The sequence below is a fragment of the Desulfovibrio sp. OH1186_COT-070 genome, assembly GCF_003860215.1.
Lineage (GTDB): Bacteria > Desulfobacterota > Desulfovibrionia > Desulfovibrionales > Desulfovibrionaceae > Desulfovibrio.
In genome coordinates this window covers 105,732-129,149 of the sequence record NZ_RQYH01000002.1, presented here as the reverse complement: position 1 = coordinate 129,149, position 23,418 = coordinate 105,732, and the positions used below count along the sequence as shown (strand labels likewise).

Genomic DNA, 23,418 nt, shown 5'->3' with positions numbered 1-23,418 from the left:
GCGCGCGCCGGATGTCGCGGCACAGGCCACGCGCCGGAAGAGAAATTTTTCTTTATATCCCCCACGGGCTGCGCGGGCAGCGCGCCCAAAATTTTCCATAACATACCATAATACATTGGCATAACAAAAAAACGCCCTTTCGCTGTCTGACCAGGCGGGTCAGGGACGGAATGCATTGTTTTTTTTTTGCAGAGGGTGTAGTTTTTTGACAAAAGAGTGTCTGCGCCGGGGGGAAGACCTTTTTCACAAAGGGCCGGAAGCGGAAAAAGCACTTTGCGGCCCGGACGGCGCAAGCTCCGCAAACCACGGGGAAACACATGACGCAATCATTGTTTACGGGCGGCGGTTCTCTGCTGCTGCTCCTGACGGGCACAGCCCTGATGCTGTATGCAACGGTTCGGGCAGTGCAGCAGCGGCAGCAACTGCGCCGCGCCATCCTCTGGGGCGGTCTGCATGACGTGGGCGTGGTCTGTCTGGCCCTGAATGCGGGCGGTGCGGGCCTGTGGCTCTTTGTTCTGTTTCAAACGGCAAGCCGTTTGCTCGCATGGGCGGCGCTGGCCCGCCTGAGTCCGGCGGGGATGGACCGCGAGGCGCAGACAGCCGATGTTTGCGGCATGGCCGGGCGGCATCCCTGGACAGCCGCGGCCTTTGCCCTGGGGCTGCTGGCCTCGGTGGGCGGATCACCCTTTCTTGTGCCCGAGGCCCGCATGGCCATTGCCGCGGGGCTTGTGGGGCCGGTGTCCGGAGGGCTGCCCGCCCTGCTGGTCATGGCCCTGAGCACCACGGTTTTTGTATGGCTGTATGTGGATGCCGTGCGCCGCGTTGTGCTGGAAGGCGGAAACGGCGAACCCGCTTTTTGGGGAGCTCCCGGCGGCGGTTTGTCTGTTCTTGCGGCAAGCGCGGCCGCAGTGGTCCTCATGGGGTTTCTGCGCGGCCCCCTGACGGATTTTCTGGGCGCGGGCGGGGGAGTTTCTCTGCCGCATGCCGCTGTGCATCCGGCATACTGGTGTTATTATCTGGGCGCCTTTCTGACGGCCGGAGCCTTCTGGATCAAATCGCGACATGCCTCCCTGGTGGGCACGGCGTGCGCGGCTCTGGCTCTGGCTGTTGCCCTGGCTGTTCCCGCCGCTCCGCAGGCCCGGCTTTTTCTGGTCATGCTCTGCACAGTGGGTTTGCTGGTCAGCGTCTATTCCCGGGGCTACATTCGCGAGCGCGAAGGGCGGTACTGGTTTTTCCTGCTGCTGACCTTCGCCTCGCTGGCGGGCATTGTTTCCGCCTCCCATGCCGAGGGCATGTACGGCTATTGGGAGCTGATGACCTTTGCCTCCTATTTTCTGGTGGTGCATGAAGGCAACCGCAGCGCCTATGCCGCGGGCCTCAAATATTATGTGATGTGCGCGGGCGGCGCGCTGCTTATGCTGCCGGGCCTGCTTTTGCTGGGGCAGGAAAGCTTGCCTCACCCGGTGCTGCCGTGGGCGTTTCTGCTCTGTCTGGCCGGGTTCGGGGTCAAGGCCGGTCTGGTGCCCCTGCACTCCTGGTTGCCCGACGCCCACCCGGCCGCGCCTTCTTCGGTGTCCGGACCCTTGTCGGGCGTCATCACCAAGATGGGCGTATTCGGCATTGTGGCCGTGCTGCTGGCGCGGCCCATGACAGCGGACATGCCCGGCCTGTTCGGCTTTTCCTGGCTGGGCACGGGCATTGTGTGCATGGGCGCGGCCACCCTGCTGTACGGCGAGATCATGGCCCTGCTCCAGGACGACATCAAACGCATGCTGGCCTATTCCACGCTGGGGCAGATCGGCGAAATCGCCCTGGCGCTGGGCATCGGCACATGGCTTTCCACTGCGGGCGGCCTCTGGCACATGGTCAACCACGCCGTCATGAAGGATCTGCTCTTTCTGGGAGCGGGCGCGCTCATCCTGCGCGCGGGCAGCCGCAAACTGTCGGACCTGCGCGGGCTGGGCAGCCAGATGCCGGTGACAGTGGCCTGCATGGCCATCGGCCTTGTGAGCATCATGGGCCTGCCGCCCTTCGGCGCGTTCTACAGCAAGTTTCTCATGATCCAGGCTGCCGTTGCCGCAGAGCATCTCTGGCTGGCGGCGCTCATACTGGGCGGCTCCCTTGTGGGGCTTGTGTACTACACGCGCATTCTCAAAACCCTGGTGTTCGAGGAAAGACCGGCCCATCTGCCCGTGCTGGAAGAAGCGCCGCGCGGCATGCAGGCGAGCCTTGTGGTTCTGGCCGGACTCTGCGTGCTGCTGGGGCTTGCGCCGCAGCTTGCTCTGGCGCTTGTGGAGCCGGTGGCCTCGCTCTGCTTTGCGCCCAATCCCGGTGACGCGCCCCTGCTGCGGGTGATGAACGTTTCGTGGCCGGTGTATGTGCTTCTGCCGGTTTTCGGCGCGGTGCTGCCGGCCCTGTACCGCCGGGACCGCAAAAAGGCGGGCTGGGTCTGTGTGGGCATTTTGCTGGCAACAGCCCTGCTGGTGCTCTTGTTCGGGCGGGGGCTGGACACCCTGTCTTTCTGCTTTGCCCTGATCGTGCCCCTGCTGGGCGCCCTGAACATGGCCTATGCTCTGGGCTACATGGAGCACAGCCACCGCCAGTGGCGTTTTTACTGCGCTTTTACGGCCATGTGCGGCGGGCTTGTGGGCATGGCCGCCAGCCAGTATCTGCTGAGTTTCTTCCTGTTCTGGGAAATCATGAGCTCATGGACGCTGTATCTGGCCATTGCCCATGAGGGCGACAAGGCTTCGCTGCGCGAGGCCTTCAAGTACTTTCTGTTCAACGTGGCCGGAGCGGGATTCATTTTTGTGGGCGTGTGCGTGCTGGGGCCGTCTGTGCCCTTTGCCGCGACGGCCCTGAAAGGCGGGCTTGCGGGGCTGCCGCAGAGCGCCGCCTGGCTGGGCATGGGGCTTTTGGCCGCAGGCTTTGTGATGAAGGCCGCGCAACTGCCTTTCCGTATTGACTGGCAGATGCATCCGGCCCTGGCCCCCACGCCCGTATCCGGCTATATTTCTTCGGTTCTCCTGAAGAGCGCCATTCTTGGTCTGGTGAAGCTCTTTCTGCTTCTGGGCGGCGGCATGGCCCTTGCGGGCATTCTGGGCGCCGTGGAGCAGAGCGTCATCACCACCGCGGTGATGTGGATCGGCGGGATCACCATCATCATGGCCGCTGTGCAGGCCCTGCGCAGCAACGGCCTCAAGCTGATCTTCATCTATTCCACGGTCAGCCAACTGGGCTACATGGTGCTGGCCGTGGCCGCAGGCGGCGCGCTGGGCTATGCGGGCGGTCTGCTGCACGTCATCAACCATGTGTTCTTCAAGGACCTGCTGTTTCTTGTGTGCGGGGCCGTCATGTTTGCCACGCACCGCGAAACGCTGCACGATCTCGGCGGCATTGGCCGCAAGATGCCTTTTACCCTGGGCATGTTCGCCATTGCCGGTCTTTCGGTGGTCGGCGTACCGCCCACCAGCGGTTTTTCCTCCAAATGGCTCATCTACCACGCCCTCATGGAGGCGGGAGAGCCTTTCCTGGCCCTGCTTTCCCTTGTGGGCAGTGTGCTGACCATGGCCTATATTGCCAAGTTCCTGCACGCGGCCTTTCTGGGCCAGCCAGCCAGAGACCTGGACAGCGTGCAGGAGGTGCCCCGCATCATGCGCGTTCCCATGGCCATTCTGGGGGCGGGGTGCGTGCTTACGGGCGTGTTCCCCGGTCTGGCGCTCGGAACCATCAATTCCGTGCTGGCCGAGTACGGTCTGGCTTCTCTTGATGTGGGCCTGTCGGGCGTTCTTTCCGGCCCCGGCGCCTGGAACGCCACGGGCATGTTCGTGATGATGGCTCTGGCCTTCGCCGCGGGACGCTGGTTTGTGCTGCGCTTCACCCGCCTGCGCGAAATAGATGTTCATACCTGCGGCCTGCCGCCCGAAACGGCCACAAGCCGCATGGCGCCCTCCAGCATCTATGGCGGCCTTACCCGCCTGCTGGGCGGCGACACAACCGCCGAGGAGACACGCTCATGAGCGATACCCTGCTTGCCCTCCTGCATATGTGCGTTTTTCCCGGCGGGGTTTTTGCCCTGATGGTGGCCATGTTTTTCAAGGGGCTGGACCGCCGGGTGGAGGCGCGCCTGCAACGCCGTGTGGGCCCGCCCCTGATCCAGCCCTGGCTGGACGTGGCCAAGCTGCTGACCAAGGAAACTCTGATCCCCAAAACGGCCTGCCGCCCGGCCTTTCTGCTGGCGCCGGTTTTCGGCTTTGCGGGCATGGCCGTGTGCGCGGCGTTCATCCCCATTGCCGGAGTGTACGACGGGCTGTTCAACATGGGCGATCTGCTGGTGATTTTTTACCTGCTCCCCATTCCCGCCATGGCCATCATGCTGGGCGGATCCGCCTCCAGCTCGCCTTTCGGAGCCGTGGGTTTTTCGCGCGAAATGCTGCTCATGCTGGCGTATGAGGTGCCTCTGCTCATGGTCCTGCTGACAGTGGCCATGCTCACGGGCAAGGCCCTCAACGGCGGCGCCTGGGGGGCAGAATTCTCCCTGCTCAAAATCGTTGCCTGGCAGCAGCAGGCAGGCTCTTTCGGCTTCAATCCGGCCATGGTCCCGGCCCTGCTGGCCTATCTGATTTTTCTGCCCGGCACCATGGGCGTTGTGCCTTTTGACATTCCCGAGGCAGAGACGGAAATCATCGAAGGCCCGCTGCTGGAGTACGGCGGCCCTCTGCTGGCTCTTTTCCAGATCACGTCCGCGCTCAAGACTTTTGTGGTGCTGGGGCTGGGCGTGGCTCTTTTCTTTCCGGGGACCATCTCCGGCTTCTGGCTGGTGAATCTGGTCTGGTTTCTGCTGAAGTGTCTGGCGCTCATGCTGGTGGCGCTGACCCTGGTCAAGTCGGCCACAGGGCGCTTTCGCATTGATCAGGCTTTCCGGTTTTATCTGACCGTGCCCACGGCTCTGGCCCTGTGCAGCCTTGTTCTGGTCTGGGTGATGTAAGGAGGCTCCCGTGTCGTTGGAAAATACGCTCAAAAAACTTTCCGTACGTTCGCCCTGGCTGTTCCGCATCAATGCCGGATCGTGCAACGGCTGTGACGTGGAGTTGGCCACAACGGCCTGTATTCCCCGCTATGACGTGGAGAGGCTGGGATGCCGCTACTGCGGCAGCCCCCGGCATGCGGATATTGTGCTCGTCACCGGACCGTTGACCACCAGGGTGCGCGACCGGGTGCTGCGCGTCTGGGAGGAGATTCCCGAACCCAAGATCACGGTGGCGGTGGGCATTTGTCCCATTTCCGGCGGGGTTTTCCGGGAGGGGTACTCCATTGAGGGGCCTCTCAGCCGGTATATCCCGGTGGATGTCAATGTGCCCGGCTGTCCGCCCCGCCCCCAGGCCATTCTGGAGGGAGTTCTGCTGGCCCGCGACGCCTGGCTCAAAAAGCTGGGTGTGGAAGGCTGAGGCCCCAATACGTCAATGTTGGCAGCGCCCGCGCGGCGGGCCGCTGCTGTGGAGGAGAGTATCATGGCGGGCTTTCTGAAAGTTCTTTTCCGCAACCTGCTGGAAGGCCCCAGCACGGACCCTTTCCCTCTGGGGGAAACGTTTACCCCGCAAAAGCTGCGCGGCAGGGCCAGGGTTGATCCGGAACTGTGCATGGGCTGCGGCATGTGCCGCCACAGCTGCGCTGCGGGAGCCATCAACATTTCTCCCCTGCCCGACAGGTCAGGATTTGCCATCACCATCTGGCAGAATTCCTGTTGTCTGTGCGCCTCGTGCAGGCACTACTGCCCCACCGGGGCCATGAGCATCACCAACGACTGGCATTCGGCCCATCCCGAATCGGAGCGGTTCGCCCGGCTGGAAAGGCAGGTCATCAAATACGAGCCTTGCGCCCACTGCGGCGAACTCATGCGGCCTTTGCCCGCCGAAGTGGCGCGGCGCATCTATGCCCACAACACGGAAATTGATCCGGAAGTGATCCGCAAAATCTGCCCTGCCTGCCGGCAGTTGGAAGACGCCAAGCGCACGGCCTGCACTCTTCCTGCCGCCACAGGCCCCAGCCAGAGCGCGGAAGTCACTTCTGCCATGATTGTCAACGAATAGCGGGCACGGCCCGCGGAGTACGCATGCAATTCACGATCAACGGCAACGCCCGGATTATCGACGGGCTTTCGGCCCTCTGCTCGGCCGACGATGCCATACGGCACGGTGCGGACAGTTTTGGCAATGCCTTTCACTGGTTCCGCCTGGACACTCCCCGCATGCTTCAGGAGGCGGCGGCGGTCATGCACAAGGCCGGAGCGCGCCTGTGCATGACAACGGCCTACAACCGCCGTCAGCTCAGTGAGCCCATGCAGGAAGTCTGCTACCATTTTGAACTGGAAGGCATTGTCTACAACATGACAGTGACCCTCAACGGCGAATGGCCCACCGTGCCCTCCATCACGCCCCTGTTTGCCAATGCCGACTGGCATGAGCGGGAAATGATGGAGCTGTACGGCATTCAGGTCACCAACCATCCCAATCCGCGCCGCCTTTTTCTGGACGAGGAACTGGACGAAGGCATCCTCAACGAGGCTGTTCCCCTGTCCATCATGATGAACGGGGCCTGCACCACCGATCTCTGGGAGCGCATTCTCAAGGACAAGGAGAAAAGCTCATGACCACCACATTCACCATGCCCCTGGGGCCTGTGCACGTTGCCCTGGAGGAGCCGGTCTACTTTCACCTTACGGTGGAAGGAGAGAATATCCGCAAGGTGGAGCTGACCTCCGGCCATGTGCACCGCGGCATGGAAGCCATGGCCACGCAGCGCAATCTGCTCAAGAACGTCACCCTGACCGAAAGGGTCTGCTCCCTCTGTTCCAACAGCCATTCGTTTACCTACTGCATGGCTGTGGAAAACGTGCTGGGCATTGTCATTCCGCCGCGCGCCCGCTATTTGCGCGTCATGGCCGAAGAGATCAAGCGCATTTCTTCCCATCTTTTCAATACGGCCATTCAGGCGCATATCATCGGCTTCAAGTCCCTGTTCATGCACGTGATGGAAGTGCGGGAAATGATGCAGGATTTGAAGGAAACCGTGTACGGCAACCGCATGAACCTGGCCGCAAACTGCATTGGCGGCGTCAAGTACGATGTGGACCGCGAGATGCTCGGCTACATGCTCGGCGTGATGGACAAACTGGAGCCGCAGGTGGAAGAGATCCGGGAGATCTATGAATCCAACGGCATGGTGCTGGGCAGAACGCGCGGTCTGGGGCTGCTGCCGCGTGAGGATGCCGTGCGGCTGGGCGTGGTGGGGCCGGTGGCCAGAGGTTCGGGCATCGTCATGGATGTGCGCAAGGATTCCCCCTACGCCGCGTACGGCGAGTTGAACTTCAAGACCATTGTGCGGCAGGGCTGTTGCATCCATTCCCGGACAATGGTGCGGCTGCACGAAATTTTTGAATCCATCGGCCTTGTCCGGCAGTGCGTGGAGCGCATGCCCGAAGGCGAGCTTGCCGCGCCCATGCGCCAGATCCGCACGGCAGAAGCCTGCGCCCGCACGGAAGCCCCGCGCGGTGAGGTCTTTTATTTCATCCGCACCAACGGCACGGACATTCCGGCGCGCCTCAAGTGGCGCGTGCCTTCCTACATGAACTGGGAGGCCCTGGGCGTCATGATGCACGACTGCAAGGTGGCGGATGTGGCCCTGATCACCAACAGCATTGACCCCTGTGTTTCCTGCACGGAACGCTAAGGGGGCCGCGGAACGTCTTGCCGTTTTGCGGCGGGATGGAAGGAACAGATGCACGAGGCCACGCTGGCGCAGAGCCTGCTGGGCATGGCGCTGAAAGCCGTCAGGGAGCACAATGCCGCCCGGCCGCATGCTCCGGCAATCCGCATACGGGAAATCCGCTGCGAGCTGGGGCTGCTGGCCTGTGTGGAGGCGCAGGCCCTCTCCGCGTGTTTTGAACTGCTGGCCGAGGGTACAGAAGCCGAAGGGGCGCGCCTTGTTCTGCGCACGGCACCCCTGGACTGTTCCTGCCGGGACTGCGGGTACCGGTTTGCATTGACCAGACGGCACTTCGCCTGTTCCGCGTGCGGCGGCGAAAATATTCATTTCACCGGGGGCCACGGGCTGACCCTGCTGGCTCTGGAAGTCGCATCAGAGGAAAACCATGACTGAACACATTCAGGTTGTACCCGACAAATGCCGTGCATGCCGCCGTTGTGAAATCGCCTGTATTGCTTCGCACCACGGCATGAGCTTCAAGGAAGCCATGAAGCATCGCGACGAACTGGTGGCGCGCGTTCAGGTGGTGAAAGCCGACGGTTTCAAAACCACGGTGCGCTGTCACCAGTGCCCCCATGCGCCCTGCGTCAGCGTCTGCCCCACGGGGGCCTTGCAGCAGGACGAGCAGGGGCGCATCATCATGCGCGTCCAGTACTGCGTTGCCTGCAAAATGTGCATGGCGGCCTGCCCGTATGGAACCATCACCATGGAAACCATCGGCATGCCTTCTGTGGACGGCAACGAAGGAGAAACCCTGGCCCAGCGCGCCAGGCGCGAGGTTGCCGTGCGTTGCGACATGTGCCGTGCCTGGCGTATGGAAAGCGGCAAGCGCATTACGGCCTGCATGGAAGCCTGCCCGGCGCACGCCCTTTCTCTTGTGCTGGCGGACGGCACTGTGGTGGAGGCTCCCAAGCCGGAGAAAAAGGCCGTGCCCAAGGCGGCGGACGCACCGCAAGCAGAGGCAGCCCCCGCCAGGGCGGAGGCTCCTGCTCCGGCTGCGCTGGAAAGAGGCGGCGAAGCTGTCGCCGCGCCGGCGGTCAAGGCTCCGGATCTCCCTGCGGAGAAAAACTCTCCGCCTCCTGCGGAGCGCGAGGCCCGGCCCCCTGCGGAAAAAATTGTGGCTCCCCCGGCGGTTTCCGGGCCGGACTCTCCTCCGCCCGCGGAAAAAGCGCAGGAAAAGGCTTTGGCAAAGGAAGAGCCGAAAGCCGAAGCAAAAGCCGCCGCGGAAAATCCTGCAGAGGCCGCTCCTGCGCCTGCCGCAAGGAAAAAACCGGCAACCGCAAAGGAAAAAAGCGCGTCCGACAAAAAGAAGGGTTGATGCCCTCACGCCGGGCACTGGCCCGGTGTGCTGTCTGAGTCTGCTCGCGAAAACCGCGGGCAGGACGCGGTGTGGTCAAGCCCTTTTGCGGCTGGGGCAGCCTCCGCAAAGCGGAGTTTGTCATTGATCAGAAAGTCCCGTGCGGTCCGCACGGGGCTTTCTGATCAATGGGCGCTTCAGGGAAGACAGAAAACGCCGCATCCGGAAAAAACAGGGCGTTTCAAAACCGGAATTTTACGTCCGGCTCAGGCCATTTTCAGTATCCGGCGGGCATTTTCGTACATGACCTTGCGGCGCACTTCTTCGCCGAGAGGAAAGGCCGCGTAGGCCGCCAGGGCATCGGTCAGTTCCACAAAGGGGTGTGCGCTGGCAAAGAGCACCTTGTCGCCGATACTGTCGTTCATGGCCTGCACATACACCTCCGCCATGGGTGCGCGCTCGTATTCCGAGATATCCATGTACACATTGGCGTTGCGCTGGCAGACATGGACGGCTTCACTGACAAAGGGATAGCCGCCGTGACTCATGATCAGGGTCAGTTCCGGAAAATCTCTGGCTACCTTGTCCACATCGCGGGGGTCGGCGTACTCCAGAATGGCTCCGGGTACCTGTGGCGGCGGGGCCATGGTGATGAAAACAGGGACGTCAAGCTCGCAGCATTTGGCGTAGAGGGGGTAAAAGCGGGCTTCAGAAGCGGGAATGTGCGCCAGATAGGGATCAACGGCGATGCCCTTCATGCCGTATTCGGTGACAGCGTGGACAATTTCCCGCACTGCCGCCATTTTCTTGTGCGGATCAATGCCCCAGAAGCCCGCGAATTTTCCGGGGAAGGCGCGGCAGAAGGACAGCACGCTCGGGTTGTTGGAAGGGGAACCGTAGGTTGTTTCACAGTCCCGCCCGGTGATGACGCCTGTTTCCACCCCCAGTTCGTCAAGATTTTTCACAATATCTTCCAGTGCCTGGGGTTTGCGCGCATCAAAACCGATAGCCTTGCAGGCCGCTTTGAACATGGAGCTTTTTTTGATGCCGTCAAGAATTTCCGGTGTATTGGGACGAAATCGGAAATCGATGATTTTCATGTGTTTTTCTCTGGATGCGGACGGGCTTCGTCCGGTTTATTTTCCGCTCACCAGGTATAACGGCACTTCCGGCAGATAGGTGCAGACCAGAAGCACGATGAGCATCAGGCCGATCATGGGCAGCACCATGCCTGCGACTTTTTCCAGCTTTGCCTTGGCCACGCCGCTGGCCACAAAGAGGTTGACCCCCACCGGCGGTGTGATGAAGCCTATGGCCAGGTTGACCACGATAATAACGCCGAAGTGCAGGGGAGAAACGCCAACGCCGGTGACCACGGGCAGCAGGATGGGCGTCAGGATGACGATGGCGGCCAAGGCTTCCATGAATGTGCCCACAATGAGGAGCAGGGCGTTGATGAGCAGCAGGACGACAATTTTGCTTTCCGTAAGGCTGAGGATGGCTCTGGCAATGGAACCGGGCACGTCCTCAATGGTCATGATGTTGCCGAACAGGGTTGCCATGGCCATGAGCACAATGATGACCGAGGACGTTTCGCACGCTTCCGCGCAGGAGTTGACAACGGCCTTGAGATCCATTTCACGGTAGAGAAGAGTTCCGCAGACAAGGCCGTAGAGGGCGGCAATGGCAGCCGCTTCGGTGGGCGTCATGACGCCGCCGTAAATGCCGCCCAGCACGATGACGGGCACCATGAGCGCCCACTTGGCCTCCCATCCGGCCCTGAACAGGCTGTGCACGGTACGGTCCTTGCTTTCTCCCCGCCAGCCCCGGCTGCGGGAGTAGAAGTAGCAATAGCCCATGAGCACGAGTCCGGTCATGACACCGGGCACGATGCCGCTGATGAAAAGGTTTCCGATGGAAACCTGGGCCGACACTCCGTAGACCACAAAGGGGTTGCTCGGCGGAATCATGACGCCCACGCAGCCTGCGGCGGCCACCAGAGCGGCGGAGAAAAACCTGTCGTAGCCTCTTTCGATCATGGCCGGTATGGTCAGTGCCCCGATGGCGGCAACCGTTGCCGGGCCGGAGCCGCTGATGGCGCCAAAGAACATGCAGGTCACAATGGCCGTAAGGCCCATGCCGCCGTACAGTCCGCCGACAATTTCATCGGCCAGTCTGAGCAGGCGGCGCGAGAGGCCGCCCGCGCCCATGAATACGCCTGCCGCGATGAAAAAGGGAATGGCCATGATGGGGAAACTGTCGATGGAGGTGAAAGACACTTGTGCCATGTATTCGATGGGCAGGGTGTCGGCGCTGATGATGGTCGCCAGGGTAGACAGCCCCAGACTGATGGCGATGGGCACGCCCACGAGGCACAGGACGGCAAAATAGCCGAAAAGAGCCGTGAGCGGCTCGATATAGTCAAGGAGAAAACAGGGCGAGACAATCAGAGCTGCGAAAGTGAATCCCGCAAGCGAGTCGTGGATACCGCATTTTTGCATCTGGGCCGTCAGGGACTGCAGAAGGCGCAGGCACATCAGGCCGAAGCCGCAGGGCAGGACAAGATAGGGGATCAGATAGGGAAGGCCCATGGCCGTCGTGTACTGGGGAAAGCGCATCAGGCGTTCGATCTGCCCCCAGCCGAAAAAGGCAATGACAGCCGTGAGGGCCAGAAAGAGGCTTTCCACCACGATCCAGCTGATCTGCTGCCAGCGTTCCGGCATCTTGTCATACAGGATATCCACCCTGATGGAAGAGCGTTTTCTGATGGTCACGCACAGGGCCAGATAGGAAATCCAGATAAAGATGTAGCGTGCAAGTTCTTCCGTCCAGACGGCGGCTCCCGCACGGTCAATGAATTTTGTGATGATATAGCGGTAGACGACCTGCCAGCTTATGAAAAGGATGATGCTCAACAGGCCGGACACCATGAAAATATTTTCAAAGTTTTTGTCCAGCCAGTGGAGCAGACCCGTTTTTTGCCTTGCGCCTTCCATACGTCCCCCCACGTCCTTGCAGCAGGGGGCCTGAACCGGACACGGTTCAGGCCCCCTGCGTCATTTACTGTTGCGTTGCGGCGATGAGGGCCAGGATGTCAGCCGGGATTTCCTTGGCAAACTTTTGGCGCACAGATTCTGTTTTGGCGACCAGTTCCGCGCGCTGTTCCCCGGTCAGGCGATGGATGACGATGCCTTTTTCCTTGAAGGCTTCCCAAGCCTTCTTTTCCAGCTTCACGCTTTCCGCTCTTTGCCAGATCAGGGCTTCGCGGGCGGCCTCGCTGATGATCTTCTGCTGATCGGGAGTCAGGCTGTCCCATTTTTTCTTGTTCATGAGCAGAACGTGCATGGAATAGTTGTGCTGGGAATCCATGGCATACTTCAGCACTTCGGTATGCTTGGCGTCGTTGAGCAGGGAAAAGGTGTTGCCCTCCGCGTCCACGGTGCCTTGTTGCAGGGCGGTATAGGTTTCACCCCAGGCCACGGGCGCGGGGTTCATGCCCAGTTCCGTGGCGACTGCCACCTCCACAGGCGAGTCCGTGGTGCGGATCTTGAGGTTCATGAGATCGCTGACGGCATTCAGCGGTTTTGCTGTGCTCACAAAGTTGCGGTAGCCGTATTCGCTGTACATGATGGCCTTGAGGCCGATGCTTTCGGCAACCTTGTCCAGAGCCTTGCCCAGCTCCCCTTCGTCCAGTGCCCGGTAGAGTTTTTCCTGGTTCTTTTCAAACGTGATGTACGGAAGGTCAAGGGCCATGTAGGCCTTGGAAAAACTTGCGAGATTGGGCGTGGAACTGGAGGACATGTCCAGGGTTCCGGCTTGGGCGGCTTCCGTGGTAACGCGGTCGCTGCCCAACTGGGTATTGCCGAAAATCTGGATGCGTATGGAGCGATCGCTCTTTTTCTCCACCAGTTCCTTGAACTTTTCATAGCCAACGGTAACGTTGTTGCCCGGCGCCATGGGGTGACCAAGGCGCAGGGTCAGAGGTTTTTTGGCCAGAGCGTCCTGGGAAAATACCAGCAACCCGAGACACACGAAAACAGCGGAAAGGATTTTCTGATACATGATTCCTCCCAATATGGTACGGGTGAAAGATGAAAGCGCACGTCCCCAGCTTGTGATTTTTGGATTTTGCACGATATGTGCCAAGGAAAAGGAATGGTTTTTGAAGGGAGTTTTATAAAAAATTATATATATCAGTATATTGAAACGGAAAGTTTTCTTTTTGTCGTGCAGTCGATCCACGATGGTTGCAAAGATGCATCTGTCAGGAACAGGAACTTTTTTTGATAAAAGATATGTGCAAAAAATATTTTTCTATATATTTTGGAATGTTACAGTATTTGCAACAGGAAAATTGAGAAAAGTCGCAATTTTGCGTCGGATTCTTCCGCCCATGAGCCAGGAAATATTCCTGTCTGGTGCAAATTTGCGCCACAGCGAAAGTTTTCTTTCCGGCCTTGTGAAAAAAAAGAACGACCTCTTGAAAAAAGGACAGTAATTCAGCGGGATAGAAAATTGGCATATCCCATGCACTGGTCAGAGCGGCCGCAAGGCATGCTTTCCGGTAGTTTGCCCGGTATCCTTGTTATGGTTTTCGTGCGTACAAACACAAAGTACCTCAGGAGTCGCGTTATGAATACAGTCAGTTGTGAATGCCGTTCCCCCCAGGAACAGCGCCTGCAGGAGCAGATGGAAGGCAGAGAAGACAGATTCCGCAAAAGCCATTCCCGCGTGTTTGCCCTGCTGGAACGTTTTGAAGGGCAGAAACCGCGCATTGATATTGAACGGGCGCTGTACTTCACCCAATCCATGCGCGAAACCGAGGGGCAGCCGCTGGTTCTGCGCTGGGCCAAGGCGCTCATGCACATTGCCAAAAACATTACTGTCCATGTGCAGGACGGCCAGCTTTTGCTGGGGCGTGCCGGATGCGATGGTCGTTACGGCATCCTGTATCCCGAACTGGACGGAGATTTTCTGGATATTGCCGTGCGCGATCTGCCCACACGCGAAACCTCTCCGGCCACCATCACCCCCGAGGACGCCAGGCGTGTCGTGGAAGAAATCGCCCCCTACTGGAAAGGAAAAACATATCATGAAGCCCTCAATGCGGCCTTGCCGCCCGAAGTCCACAAGCTGACCTACGATGACCCGCAGGGCCTTGTTTCCCGCTTTATTGTCAACGAAACGTCTTCATTCCGTTCGTCCATCCAGTGGGTACACGACTACGAAAAGGTTCTCAGGCGCGGATTCAATGACATCAGGAGGGAAGCCCGGGAAAGGCTGGCGGCCCTTGATCCCTTGAGCGCCAGGGATGACCGCGAAAAGCGCCCCTTTCTTGAGGCTGTGGTCATTGTGTGTGAGGCCATTGTGCTTTGGGCGCGACGTCATGCGGAGCTTGCCCGTGAAAAGGCGCAGAAAGAAGCCGACCCCGTGCGCAAAGCCGAGCTTTTGCGCATGGCAGACAACGCCGAGCGTGTGCCGGGGGAACCAGCCCGTGATTTCTGGGAAGCCTGCCAAAGCCAGTGGTTTACGCAGATGTTTTCGCGCCTTGAGCAGAAAACCGGCACAACCATTTCCAACGGCAGGATGGATCAGTATTTTTATGCCTACTACAGCCAGGACCGGGCTGCGGGCAAGATCACCGAAGCTCAGGCCATGGAGCTTCTGGAGTGCATGTGGGTGGGCATGGCCGAGTTCATTGACATGTACATTTCTCCCACGGGGGGAGCTTTCAACGAAGGTTATGCCCACTGGGAGGCAGTAACCGTGGGCGGACAGACCCCTGACGGACGCGATGCGGCCAATGATCTGACCTATCTCATCCTCAAGTCCAAGCGGGAATTTCCTCTGCACTATCCCGATCTGGCGGCCCGCATCCATTCCCGCGCGCCGGAACGCTACCTCTGGGAAGTTGCCGAAACCATCAAGTACGGATCGGGCTTTCCCAAGCTCATCAACGACGAGGAGGTCGTGCCTCTCTATGTTTCCAAGGGTGCCACCTTCGAGGAGGCGCTGGACTACGCGGTTTCCGGCTGCACCGAAGCCCGTATGCCCAACCGCGATACCTATACGTCGGGCGGCGCCTACATCAATTTCGCCGCTGCCGTGGAAATGGTTTTGCGCAACGGACGCATGAAGAAATACGGCGACGAACTGCTCGGCGTGGAAACCGGCGACCCCCGCACGTTCACAACCTGGGACGAATTCTGGAATGCATACGTGCGCCAGCACATGCTTTTTCTCAAGACGGCCTTTACCCAGCAGTACCTCATCAACAAGCTGCGCGCCGGGCATTTTGCCCAGCCCATGGGATCCGCCATGCACGATCTGTGCATGAAGCACTGCATTGACCTGCATCAGGAGCAGATTCCCGAAGGTATCAATCTTGGATATTTCGAGTATATGGGCTTTGGTACGGTGGTGGATTCTCTGGCAGCAGTAAAAAAGCTGGTTTTTGAGGAGAAAAGGCTGAGCATGGACAGGTTGCTTGCCGCCATTGATGCCGATTTTGAAGGCTATGAGGACGTGCAGGCCCTGTTGCGCTCCGCGCCCTGCTACGGAAACAATGATCCGTATGCCGATGCCATTGGCCGCGAGATCGACAGATTGTCCGTGGAATATGGCAACAAGTACGCCATGAGCGATCTGGGCATGCACAATGATGTGCGTTATGTGCCCTTTACCTCTCATGTGCCGTTTGGAAAGGTGGTTTCGGCCACGCCCAACGGGCGCGTGAGCGGTTTTCCCCTGTCTGACGGTTCGTCCGCTTCGCACGGTGCCGATGTCAACGGTCCCACGGCGGTGCTGCTGTCCAATCACAATACCAAAAACATGGGCATGCGTGACCGCGCCGCCCGCATGCTGAACATCAAGTTCACGCCCAAATGTGTGGAAGGGGAACAGGGCACGGAAAAGCTGGTTTCCTTCATCCGCACCTTCTGCGATCTCAAACTCTGGCATGTGCAGTTCAATGTGCTGAACAAGGACGTTCTGCTGGCCGCGCAGAAAGATCCCCGGAAATACCGCAACCTCATCGTGCGTATTGCCGGGTACAGTGCCTATTTTGTGGATCTGTCGCCTGATCTGCAGAATGATCTCATCGCCCGTACGGAACACGACGTCATGTAATACACAACAAGAGGTGCAGGGCCTGCGCCCTGCACCTCTTGCACACTCCAGAGGAAAAGAAGATGGAACAGGAAGATGCCCGGCAGCAGGGAATGGTGTTCAATATCCAGAAGTATTCCGTGCACGACGGGCCGGGCATCAGAACCATTGTTTTTCTCAAGGGATGCAGTCTTGCCTGCCGCTGGTGCAGCAATCCCGAATCGCAGAGCGGCTTTCCCGAACTGGCCTACAATGCCGGACGCTGTCTTTCGCTGGGCAAGTGCGGGCATTGCCTGCCTGCCTGTCCTCACGGCTCCATTGCGGAAGGAAGTGACGGAAAGCCTTCCATTGACCGCAGCCACTGCACGGGATGTTCCCTGCCCTGTGTGCAGGCCTGCCCGGCCCAGGGCCTGCTCGCCTACGGCCAGCCAAAAAGCGTGGACGAAGTGCTGCGGGTGGTGGAGCAGGACATGGCCTTTTATTCCCGTTCCGGGGGAGGGTTGACCCTCTCCGGCGGCGAGCCCCTGTTGCAGGGCAGCTTTGCCCTGGCCTTGTTGCGCGAAGCCCGCAAGCGCCGCATCAAGACCGCGGTGGAAACCTGCGGCATGGTCGCACCGGACGTTGTGCGTGAGGCTGCCTCCTGCCTGAACCATGTTCTTTTTGATCTCAAGCATATGGATGCCGCGGTCCACAAAGCGCAGACCGGGTGTTCCAATGCCCGCATTCTGGACAATTTTCGTATTCTGGCCGATGATTTTCCGGAGGTTCCCGTCCTGGCCCGCACGCCGGTGATTCCCGGCGTCAACGACACGCCGGAGGCCATTGCAGCCATAGCGGATTTCGTCAGGCCGTTCGGGCGGATCAGGTATGAGCTTCTGCCCTACCACCGGCTGGGAACGCAAAAATATCACTTTCTGGGGCGCGAAGCACCCTTGGGAGACGCGCAACTGGGCAAGGATCTGTTCCGTGCCCTGCAGGGCGTTGCCCTGGATATTCTGGGCGAGCGCGTGCAGATCCCCGGATGACAGGGAGGCCGGTGCCCCGGTCGCTGCCCCGTCAGAAGCGCGGATTTGCGGGCGGGCTCCTTTTTCCCGGTGAACGTGATGGCCGCAAGACATTCCGACATTCTTGCGCTGCATGTGGAGCGCATCCTCGACGCCCTGCCCGATGGCGTGTTCATCAGCGATGCCGCTGGGGTTACCCTGCGCGTCAACCGCATGTATGAGCAGCTTACAGGACTCAGGCAGGAGCATGTGCAGGGCAGAAATGTCCGTGATCTGCTGGAGGAGGGGATTTTTGACCATATCCTCAATCCCGAGATTGTGCGCACGGGAAAATCCGTCACCCATGTCCAGAATCTGAAAAACGGCAAAAGGTTGGCGCTCACGGGCTTTCCCGTCTATGACTCCGGGGGAACTCTCTGCCTTGTGGTCACCCTGGCCCGCGATATCACCCTTCTGACCAGCCTTCAGGATCAGGTAACGGAGCAGTGCAAACTCCTTGACCAGATCAACGACAGGCTGGTCTACATTACCCAGGAGAACAACAAGGGCGACGAGCCGACGTTTGCCAGCCCGGTCATGGCCGATGTGGTTTCCCTGTTGCACAGGGTCGCCGGTACGGACGCCACAGTGCTGATTCTGGGTGAAACCGGGGCGGGAAAAGATGTTTTCGCGCGCTTGACCCACAGCCTTTCCGCGCGCGGGGAAAAACTTTTTCTCAAGGTGGACTGCGGGGGGATTGCCGAGGCGCTGACAGAATCGGAGATGTTCGGCTACATGCCGGGCGCTTTTACCGGAGCGTCCAGCAAGGGGAAGGCCGGGTACTTTGAAATGGCCGACGGCGGTACGATTTTTCTGGACGAAGTGGGCGAACTGCCGCTTACCATGCAAACGCGTCTTTTGCGCGTTTTGCAGGACGGAGAGATCATGCGTGTGGGTGGGGCCAGCCCGCGCAAGGTGGACGTGCGCGTCATTGCCGCCACCAACCGTGATCTGGCGCAAAGCGTGGCGGAGGGGGCGTTCCGGCGGGATTTGTACCATCGGCTCAATGTGGTCACAGTCACCATTCCTCCGCTGCGCGAGCGGCCGGAGGATGTGCGCGTTCTTGCCGAAAGGTTTTTGCGGCAATACACGGCCAAATACCACAAGAGTATCGCCTTCATGGGCGTTACCCTGGACATGATGGCCGCGTATTCCTGGCCGGGCAACGTGCGTGAACTGCAGAACCTTGTGCACAGTCTGGTCATCACCCATACCGGCCCGCTCATTGCCCCGCGTGACCTGCCCGCGCATTTGTCCGGAATCAGCTTGTCCGCCGCACGCTACCCCGAGGAAATTCTCACTGCACGTCGTCCGCTCAAGGAGATCATGGCCGAACTGGAAAGGGATTTCCTGCTCAAGGCCATTGAAGTTCACGGCTCCGTGCAGAGGGTGGCCGCTCTTTTTCAGATCAACCGCAGCACAGTGTTCCGCAAACTGCAAGGGGCTGACCGCAGGAGCGGGCAGGACGCCTGACGTTGCCTATCTGGGGTTCAGGCCCAGGCGGCGCACCACGGCTTCGGCCCCCATGCGGGCGAATTCCGCCACATCGCGCCCTGTGCGGGCGTCCTGCGGCAGGAGGAGTTCCGGCCTGTTGGCCAGGCTTGTGTCCGGCGTAATGCCGTACTCCGGCGGGAAGGTATTGCCGAAATACATGTCCTGAAAGCCGGAAAACTTGAGAATATGGGCTGTGGCGTCCAGCACCGCGCGCTCGTTGCCGCTGATCAGCCCCAGTTGTCTGGCGCTCAGCAGACCGGCCAGGCATTCTCCCCCCTGGGTGCAGGCAATGTGCCCGTGGCGGTTGGCCAGAATCGTGGCGTCCATGATCTGCTGCTCGCTGACGCGGAGCACCTGAAACGCCTTTTCTCCGCCCTTTTCCACAAAAGTTTCCGCAAGTTGCCGCACCCGCGGAAACGACACGGGATTGCCGATCATGGCGGCCTGGGCCACGCTGGGCGTGACGGTTACAGGTTCCCAGTGCCGTGTGCCGACGGGCGCGTCATAGTAGCGCCAGACAGGGTCCGCATGGGCCGACTGCACGCCAAAGACGCGGGGCAGGCATGTGATGATGCCCAGATCCAGCATTTTCAGCAGGCCCGACATGACGGCCGTGATATTGCCCGCATTGCCGATGGGCACAAAGAGGCAGAGGTCGGTCATGTCCCAGCCGTACCATTGGGCGGTTTCATAGGCGTAGGACTCCTGGCCGAGAATGCGCCAGCTGTTTTTGGAGTTGAGCAGGGCCACGCGGTAGTTTTCGGCCAGAAGCTCCACCACCTTCATGCAGTCGTCAAACACTCCCGGCAGTTCCAGCACAACGGCTCCGCTGCCCAAAGGCTGGGAAAGCTGCTGGGGTGTGACCTTGCCGTGGGGCAGAAGCACGGCGGATTTGAGCGGCGCGCCCGCATAGGCGGCATACTGGGCGGCAGCAGCCGAGGTGTCGCCCGTGGAAGCGCAGACGGTGAGCACTTCATCCCACTGGCGGTGGCGGCAGAGCCATTTGAGATAGCTGAAGGCGCAGGCCATGCCCCTGTCCTTGAAGGAGGCGCTGGGGTTCTGCCCGTCGTTTTTGTAGGCAAAGGGCACTCCCACACGGTCGCGCAGGGCCGGGGCGGCTTCCACAACAGGGGTGAATCCTTCGCCAAGGTAGAGAATGTCCTCTTCATCCGGCAGGGGGGCCAGCAATTCGTAGTACCGGAAAATTCCCCTGAGGGCAGTGCTGCGGCTGGTGGCGCGGGCGTCGAAAAGTTCCCGCCACTGCGCTCCGCTGCGTTCTTTCAGGCGGTCGAAGTCCAGATTTTCCAGCAGGAAGACGCCCCCGCAGCAGGGGCAGGTGTACAGCAGGTCGTCACCGGGATAGCGCGCATTGCATTCCAGACACACATATTCCATGCGGCCGCGATAGGTCGGAAAATCCGGATGGCTCATGGCTCAAGCTCCTTGGGTGCGGACGGCGCCGCGTGAGATGGTGAAAAACAAAAGCCTACGAACCGGAACCGTCCTTGGAGGCGGGGGAGGCTTTTTTCCAGGTTTTTTCCGTCCCGGCGCGCAGCCGGGCGATATTTTCGCGGTGTTTCCAGAGAACCAGAACCCAGACGCAGAGCGCCAGAGGCAGCCACGCCCATTCCTGCCCCACGGCCAGGGCTGCGGGTAGCGCGGTCACCAGGGTCATGGAACCCAGCGACACATAGCCGCTGCGCCAGATGACCAGAAGGCAGAGAACGCAGGCCGCCAGCAGGGGCCAGAAGGCCAGGGGCAGAAATACCCCGATGCTGGTGGCCACGGCCTTGCCGCCCCGGAACTTCATGAAGCAGGAAAACACATGCCCCGCAATGCAGGCCATGCCCACCGCGCTCACAAAGACGGGGGGCAGACCGGCGCGCAGGGCCAGCCATACGGGCACAGCACCCTTGAGCACATCGCAGGCCAGAGTGGCCACGCCCCAGCCAAAGCCGCACAGCCGCGCCACGTTGGTGGCTCCGGTGTTGCGGCTGCCGCTTGTGCGGGGGTCAATGCCGCAGAATGTGCGGGCGATGAGCAGCCCCCACGGTACGGAGCCTGCTCCGTACGCCAGCGCGATCCACAAGAATTCCTGCATATTTTCTCCGAGGGCGCGGTTATTCCGCCGGAGCGGCCTCCAGAACGGAAATCTCGTTGTACAGGGGAACCACCTTGCCCACGCGCACCCGCACGGCCATGCCGGGGCAGGCCCTTTCGTCGAACAGACGCCGCCTGCCGCGCACAAAAATGCCCTGATCCGGCAGGCTGACGCTCACAAAGGCGTCATTTTCTTCGGTGATGACACCCGGCCACCATGTCTTGTCCCCCTGCTGGCGAAAATACAGCAGTTTCCAGTAGCGCGGGCGGAAGCGCTGCACCTGCCCGGCGGCTTCCAGCACAGGGGAGAGAAGCCCCAGAAGGGCGGCAAGGCCGGGCTCGTCCCACAGGGGGGCTCCGGCGCGCAGAAAGTGGATGATCTGCGCCTCGTTGACCAGATCCGGGTAGCGCCGCAGGGGGGACGTGACCGGGGCGTAGCGGGGCAGGGCCAGAGCCGCGTGCGGCCGCGCCTGCACGCTCAGCCCGGAAGGAACGAGCGCGCGCATGATGCGCGTCATGTCCTGCGGGCTGCTCCAGACACCGGCATATTCCCTGGGCAGGGCCACGTCCTGCACGCGGTGGAGCAGGGGCAGGCGCTGGGCTACGGCCCAGTCGGCCACGGCAGCGCTGGCAAGAATCATCATTTCCGCCACCAGCATCTGGGCATCGGGAGCATGGCTGTTTTCTTCAATGTCTACACGAATGTCCGCGCCTTCGCCTGTCAGCGTCACGTGGGGTTCCGGCCTGTCCATGACCACCGCGCCGTCGGCAATGCGGGCGGCTTGGCGCTTGCGGGCTGCTTCCAGCCCCAGAGCAAGTTGCGCAGCATGGGCTGTGGCGGGATTTTGGGGCAGGGGAGCGCCCTGGGCCTGCGCGTCCAGCACGGCCTGGCAGTCTTCATAGGTCAGGTTGGCGGCCAGGCGCACCGAGGCGATGCGGATTTCGCAGGGGGAAAAGCCGCCCGCGCTGTCAATGCGGGTCCGGATGCAGAGCGCGGGGCGGTTTTCGCCCGCCAGCAGCGAGCAGGCCCGTGTGCCCAGAATTTCCGGCAGCATGTGGCAGTCGCCTTCGGGCAGATAGATGCTGGTGCCCCGGCGCAGGACGGCCCTGTCCAGCGGGCCGCCGAAATTCCAGTGCAGGGCGGGCAGGGCCAGAGCCAGGGTGACGGTATGGCCGTCACCGTCGTTGCAGATATGCAGGGCGTCGTCCACATCGCGCGTGCTGGCGCTGTCGATGCTGAAAAAGGGCAGGGAGCATGGCTGGGCTTCTTCGGGGGCAAGGGGGGCGGCAAGGGATTCCACTTCCGCGCGAAAATCCTCCCACCAGGCGTCCCCCGGCGCGTATCCCGCGCGTTCCAGCCAGAAATTGTAGTGGGGAGGAACCTTGCCCCAGGCTGTCAGCAGTTGCAGGGGGAGGTGCGGCTCATCGGGCAGCCCCTTGGAGAGCAGGCGCCACTCGGTGTCGTCGTGGGTTTTTTCGGGATCGGCCATGCGCTCCCGCAGCATTTTTTCCATTTTTTCGGCCAACTGCGGAGAGAGCGCGGGCAGGTCGGACGGCAGCGGGCGTCTGTTGCAGGCCGCATCCCACAGAAGGCGCAAAAAGGCATTGCCCCCGCCCAGCAGTTCTTCGCGCTCCGTGCGGATTTTTTCTTCCTGCAGGCGTTTTTCCACCATGTCTTGGGAAAAGACCTGAAAGTCCGGCGGCTGAAAACGGAAATGGCTCTTGCAGGACAAAAGGGCGCGTCCGTAGGCGGACACCTGGTCGGGCGAGGGGGTGGTTTGCGCCAGTTCGGCAAACCAGGCGGCAGGGGCGGCGCTGACTTCGCCCTGGGCCAGTTCCCACGTTTCCAGCAGGGGAATGCTCCCGGCCAGATCCTCCCGGAGTTTCTTGTGCGCCTCCAGCGCCCGCACGGCATCGTCGCGGCCCAGCCCGGCAGGCAGCACCGGTCCGAGCCAGGGCAGAAGGCGCGCGGCATTGAGCCGCACTTCCCTGCGGTTGGGCAGCAGAAGCCGCAGGCGTCCGGCAACCTCTTCGGTCACCAGGGCAATCTGCACGGCGTTGCCTTCCAGATATTCCACCACGCAGCCCACAACGGGGCAGCGCACACACTCCGACATGCCGTCTCCTTAGTGCTGAAAAGGGGACTTTCCTCCATTTTTCCCCTTCTGGCAAGTCTTGGGCAGGCCGGAGCGTGTGGCGGGCCGCTTCTCCCTTTGGGCAGGCTCTGGCCTTATTCTTCGTATGGATAGCCGTACTTGGCAAACTCCTTGATGTGTCGGGGGTTGGGGTACGCGTCTGTGGCGGTCAATTCCCTGATTGCGCCGGACTTGTCAAACCATCGGGTGTGCAGCAGTTCTTCTGATTTGTGGCTGAGCGGCTTGCCCAGAAAGGACTTGTACAGCGCCTGTACTTGCGCGTTATCCTGGGAAGCTCGTTTGAGAAACTGCCTGTCGGCACCGTAGACGCTGCCAATGCGGTCTCCCATGTATTCCTTGAATTCCTTTACTGCGGCAACAGCCTTGCCGGTCATGCGAATGCCGAAAAAAATGCTTCCCGAGAGCATGCATGCTCCCTTGAGAAAACAGCGTCGGCTTACAGTGGCGAGTGACATGG

At 60.7% G+C, this 23,418-nt stretch carries 19 protein-coding genes; 12 read left to right on the top strand and 7 right to left on the bottom strand.

Annotated elements, in window-relative coordinates; genetic code table 11:
* The first annotated feature begins 317 nt into the window (after positions 1-317).
* From EII23_RS01220 to EII23_RS01185, 8 genes are all read left to right on the top strand, one after another.
* Positions 318-4,019, top strand: coding sequence for a complex I subunit 5 family protein (locus EII23_RS01220; protein WP_124791303.1), 3,702 nt, complete (start codon positions 318-320; stop codon positions 4,017-4,019).
* On the top strand, positions 4,016-4,987 hold the full coding sequence (locus EII23_RS01215; protein ID WP_124791301.1) for a respiratory chain complex I subunit 1 family protein: 972 nt from the start codon (positions 4,016-4,018) through the stop codon (positions 4,985-4,987). The genes EII23_RS01220 and EII23_RS01215 overlap by 4 nt, the downstream gene beginning before the upstream one ends.
* Positions 4,988-4,997: 10 nt before the next feature.
* Positions 4,998-5,447, top strand: a complete 450-nt coding sequence (locus EII23_RS01210; protein ID WP_124791299.1) for an NADH-quinone oxidoreductase subunit B family protein — start codon at positions 4,998-5,000, stop codon at positions 5,445-5,447.
* A gap of 63 nt (positions 5,448-5,510) precedes the next feature.
* The gene (locus tag EII23_RS01205; protein WP_124791296.1) at positions 5,511-6,089 is read left to right on the top strand and encodes a 4Fe-4S dicluster domain-containing protein; all 579 of its coding nucleotides are present in this window, start codon (positions 5,511-5,513) and stop codon (positions 6,087-6,089) included.
* Positions 6,090-6,112: 23 nt separating this feature from the next.
* Positions 6,113-6,649 (top strand): NADH-quinone oxidoreductase subunit C, encoded by a 537-nt coding sequence (locus EII23_RS01200; RefSeq protein ID WP_124791294.1) that lies wholly within the window; start codon positions 6,113-6,115, stop codon positions 6,647-6,649.
* A complete protein-coding gene (locus tag EII23_RS01195) occupies positions 6,646-7,728 on the top strand; it encodes a nickel-dependent hydrogenase large subunit (protein ID WP_124791292.1) in 1,083 nt (360 codons plus the stop codon). Before EII23_RS01200 ends, EII23_RS01195 begins: the two co-directional genes overlap by 4 nt.
* A gap of 48 nt (positions 7,729-7,776) precedes the next feature.
* A complete protein-coding gene (locus EII23_RS01190) occupies positions 7,777-8,157 on the top strand; it encodes a hydrogenase maturation nickel metallochaperone HypA (protein ID WP_124791290.1) in 381 nt (126 codons plus the stop codon).
* Positions 8,150-9,082, top strand: coding sequence for a 4Fe-4S dicluster domain-containing protein (locus tag EII23_RS01185; protein ID WP_124791288.1), 933 nt, complete (start codon positions 8,150-8,152; stop codon positions 9,080-9,082). The genes EII23_RS01190 and EII23_RS01185 overlap by 8 nt, the downstream gene beginning before the upstream one ends.
* A 245-nt stretch (positions 9,083-9,327) precedes the next feature.
* On the opposite strand, the gene EII23_RS01180 is transcribed toward EII23_RS01185, so the two are convergent.
* The 3 genes from EII23_RS01180 to EII23_RS01170 all read right to left on the bottom strand — a co-directional run bounded on the left by EII23_RS01180 (position 9,328) and on the right by EII23_RS01170 (position 13,123).
* A complete protein-coding gene (locus EII23_RS01180) occupies positions 9,328-10,161 on the bottom strand; it encodes an amidohydrolase family protein (RefSeq protein ID WP_124791286.1) in 834 nt (277 codons plus the stop codon).
* Between the two features lie 36 nt (positions 10,162-10,197).
* Positions 10,198-12,057 (bottom strand): TRAP transporter large permease subunit, encoded by a 1,860-nt coding sequence (locus tag EII23_RS01175; protein WP_124791284.1) that lies wholly within the window; start codon positions 12,055-12,057, stop codon positions 10,198-10,200.
* Between the two features lie 64 nt (positions 12,058-12,121).
* Positions 12,122-13,123: a TRAP transporter substrate-binding protein gene (locus EII23_RS01170; RefSeq protein WP_124791282.1), complete on the bottom strand. Its 1,002-nt coding sequence runs from the start codon at positions 13,121-13,123 to the stop codon at positions 12,122-12,124.
* Between the two features lie 181 nt (positions 13,124-13,304).
* On the opposite strand from EII23_RS01170, the gene EII23_RS01165 reads away from it, so the two are divergent.
* The 4 genes from EII23_RS01165 (at position 13,305) to EII23_RS01150 (ending at position 18,684) form a co-directional block, all read left to right on the top strand.
* A complete protein-coding gene (locus EII23_RS01165; RefSeq protein ID WP_124791280.1) occupies positions 13,305-13,559 on the top strand; it encodes a hypothetical protein in 255 nt (84 codons plus the stop codon).
* Positions 13,560-13,693: 134 nt separating this feature from the next.
* The gene (locus EII23_RS01160) at positions 13,694-16,189 is read left to right on the top strand and encodes a glycyl radical protein (protein ID WP_124791278.1); all 2,496 of its coding nucleotides are present in this window, start codon (positions 13,694-13,696) and stop codon (positions 16,187-16,189) included.
* Between the two features lie 62 nt (positions 16,190-16,251).
* Positions 16,252-17,193, top strand: coding sequence for a glycyl-radical enzyme activating protein (locus EII23_RS01155; RefSeq protein WP_124791276.1), 942 nt, complete (start codon positions 16,252-16,254; stop codon positions 17,191-17,193).
* 78 nt (positions 17,194-17,271) lie between these two features.
* Positions 17,272-18,684: a sigma-54-dependent Fis family transcriptional regulator gene (locus tag EII23_RS01150; protein ID WP_124791274.1), complete on the top strand. Its 1,413-nt coding sequence runs from the start codon at positions 17,272-17,274 to the stop codon at positions 18,682-18,684.
* Positions 18,685-18,690: 6 nt separating this feature from the next.
* Here EII23_RS01150 and EII23_RS01145 read toward each other — a convergent pair whose 3' ends face one another.
* The 4 genes from EII23_RS01145 to EII23_RS01130 form a co-directional block, all read right to left on the bottom strand.
* Positions 18,691-20,136 (bottom strand): threonine synthase, encoded by a 1,446-nt coding sequence (locus EII23_RS01145; RefSeq protein WP_185702265.1) that lies wholly within the window; start codon positions 20,134-20,136, stop codon positions 18,691-18,693.
* A 55-nt stretch (positions 20,137-20,191) separates the two neighbouring features.
* Complete coding sequence (gene plsY, locus EII23_RS01140) at positions 20,192-20,806, bottom strand: glycerol-3-phosphate 1-O-acyltransferase PlsY (protein ID WP_124791272.1); 615 nt, start codon at positions 20,804-20,806, stop codon at positions 20,192-20,194.
* Positions 20,807-20,825: 19 nt separating this feature from the next.
* Positions 20,826-22,922 carry a ribonuclease catalytic domain-containing protein gene (locus tag EII23_RS01135; RefSeq protein ID WP_124791270.1) on the bottom strand — a complete coding sequence of 699 codons (2,097 nt, stop codon included), beginning with the start codon at positions 22,920-22,922 and terminating at the stop codon, positions 20,826-20,828.
* 113 nt (positions 22,923-23,035) lie between these two features.
* Entirely contained in the window at positions 23,036-23,416 is a 381-nt protein-coding gene (locus EII23_RS01130; RefSeq protein ID WP_124791268.1) for an iron hydrogenase small subunit, read from the bottom strand.
* Positions 23,417-23,418 lie beyond the last annotated feature (2 nt).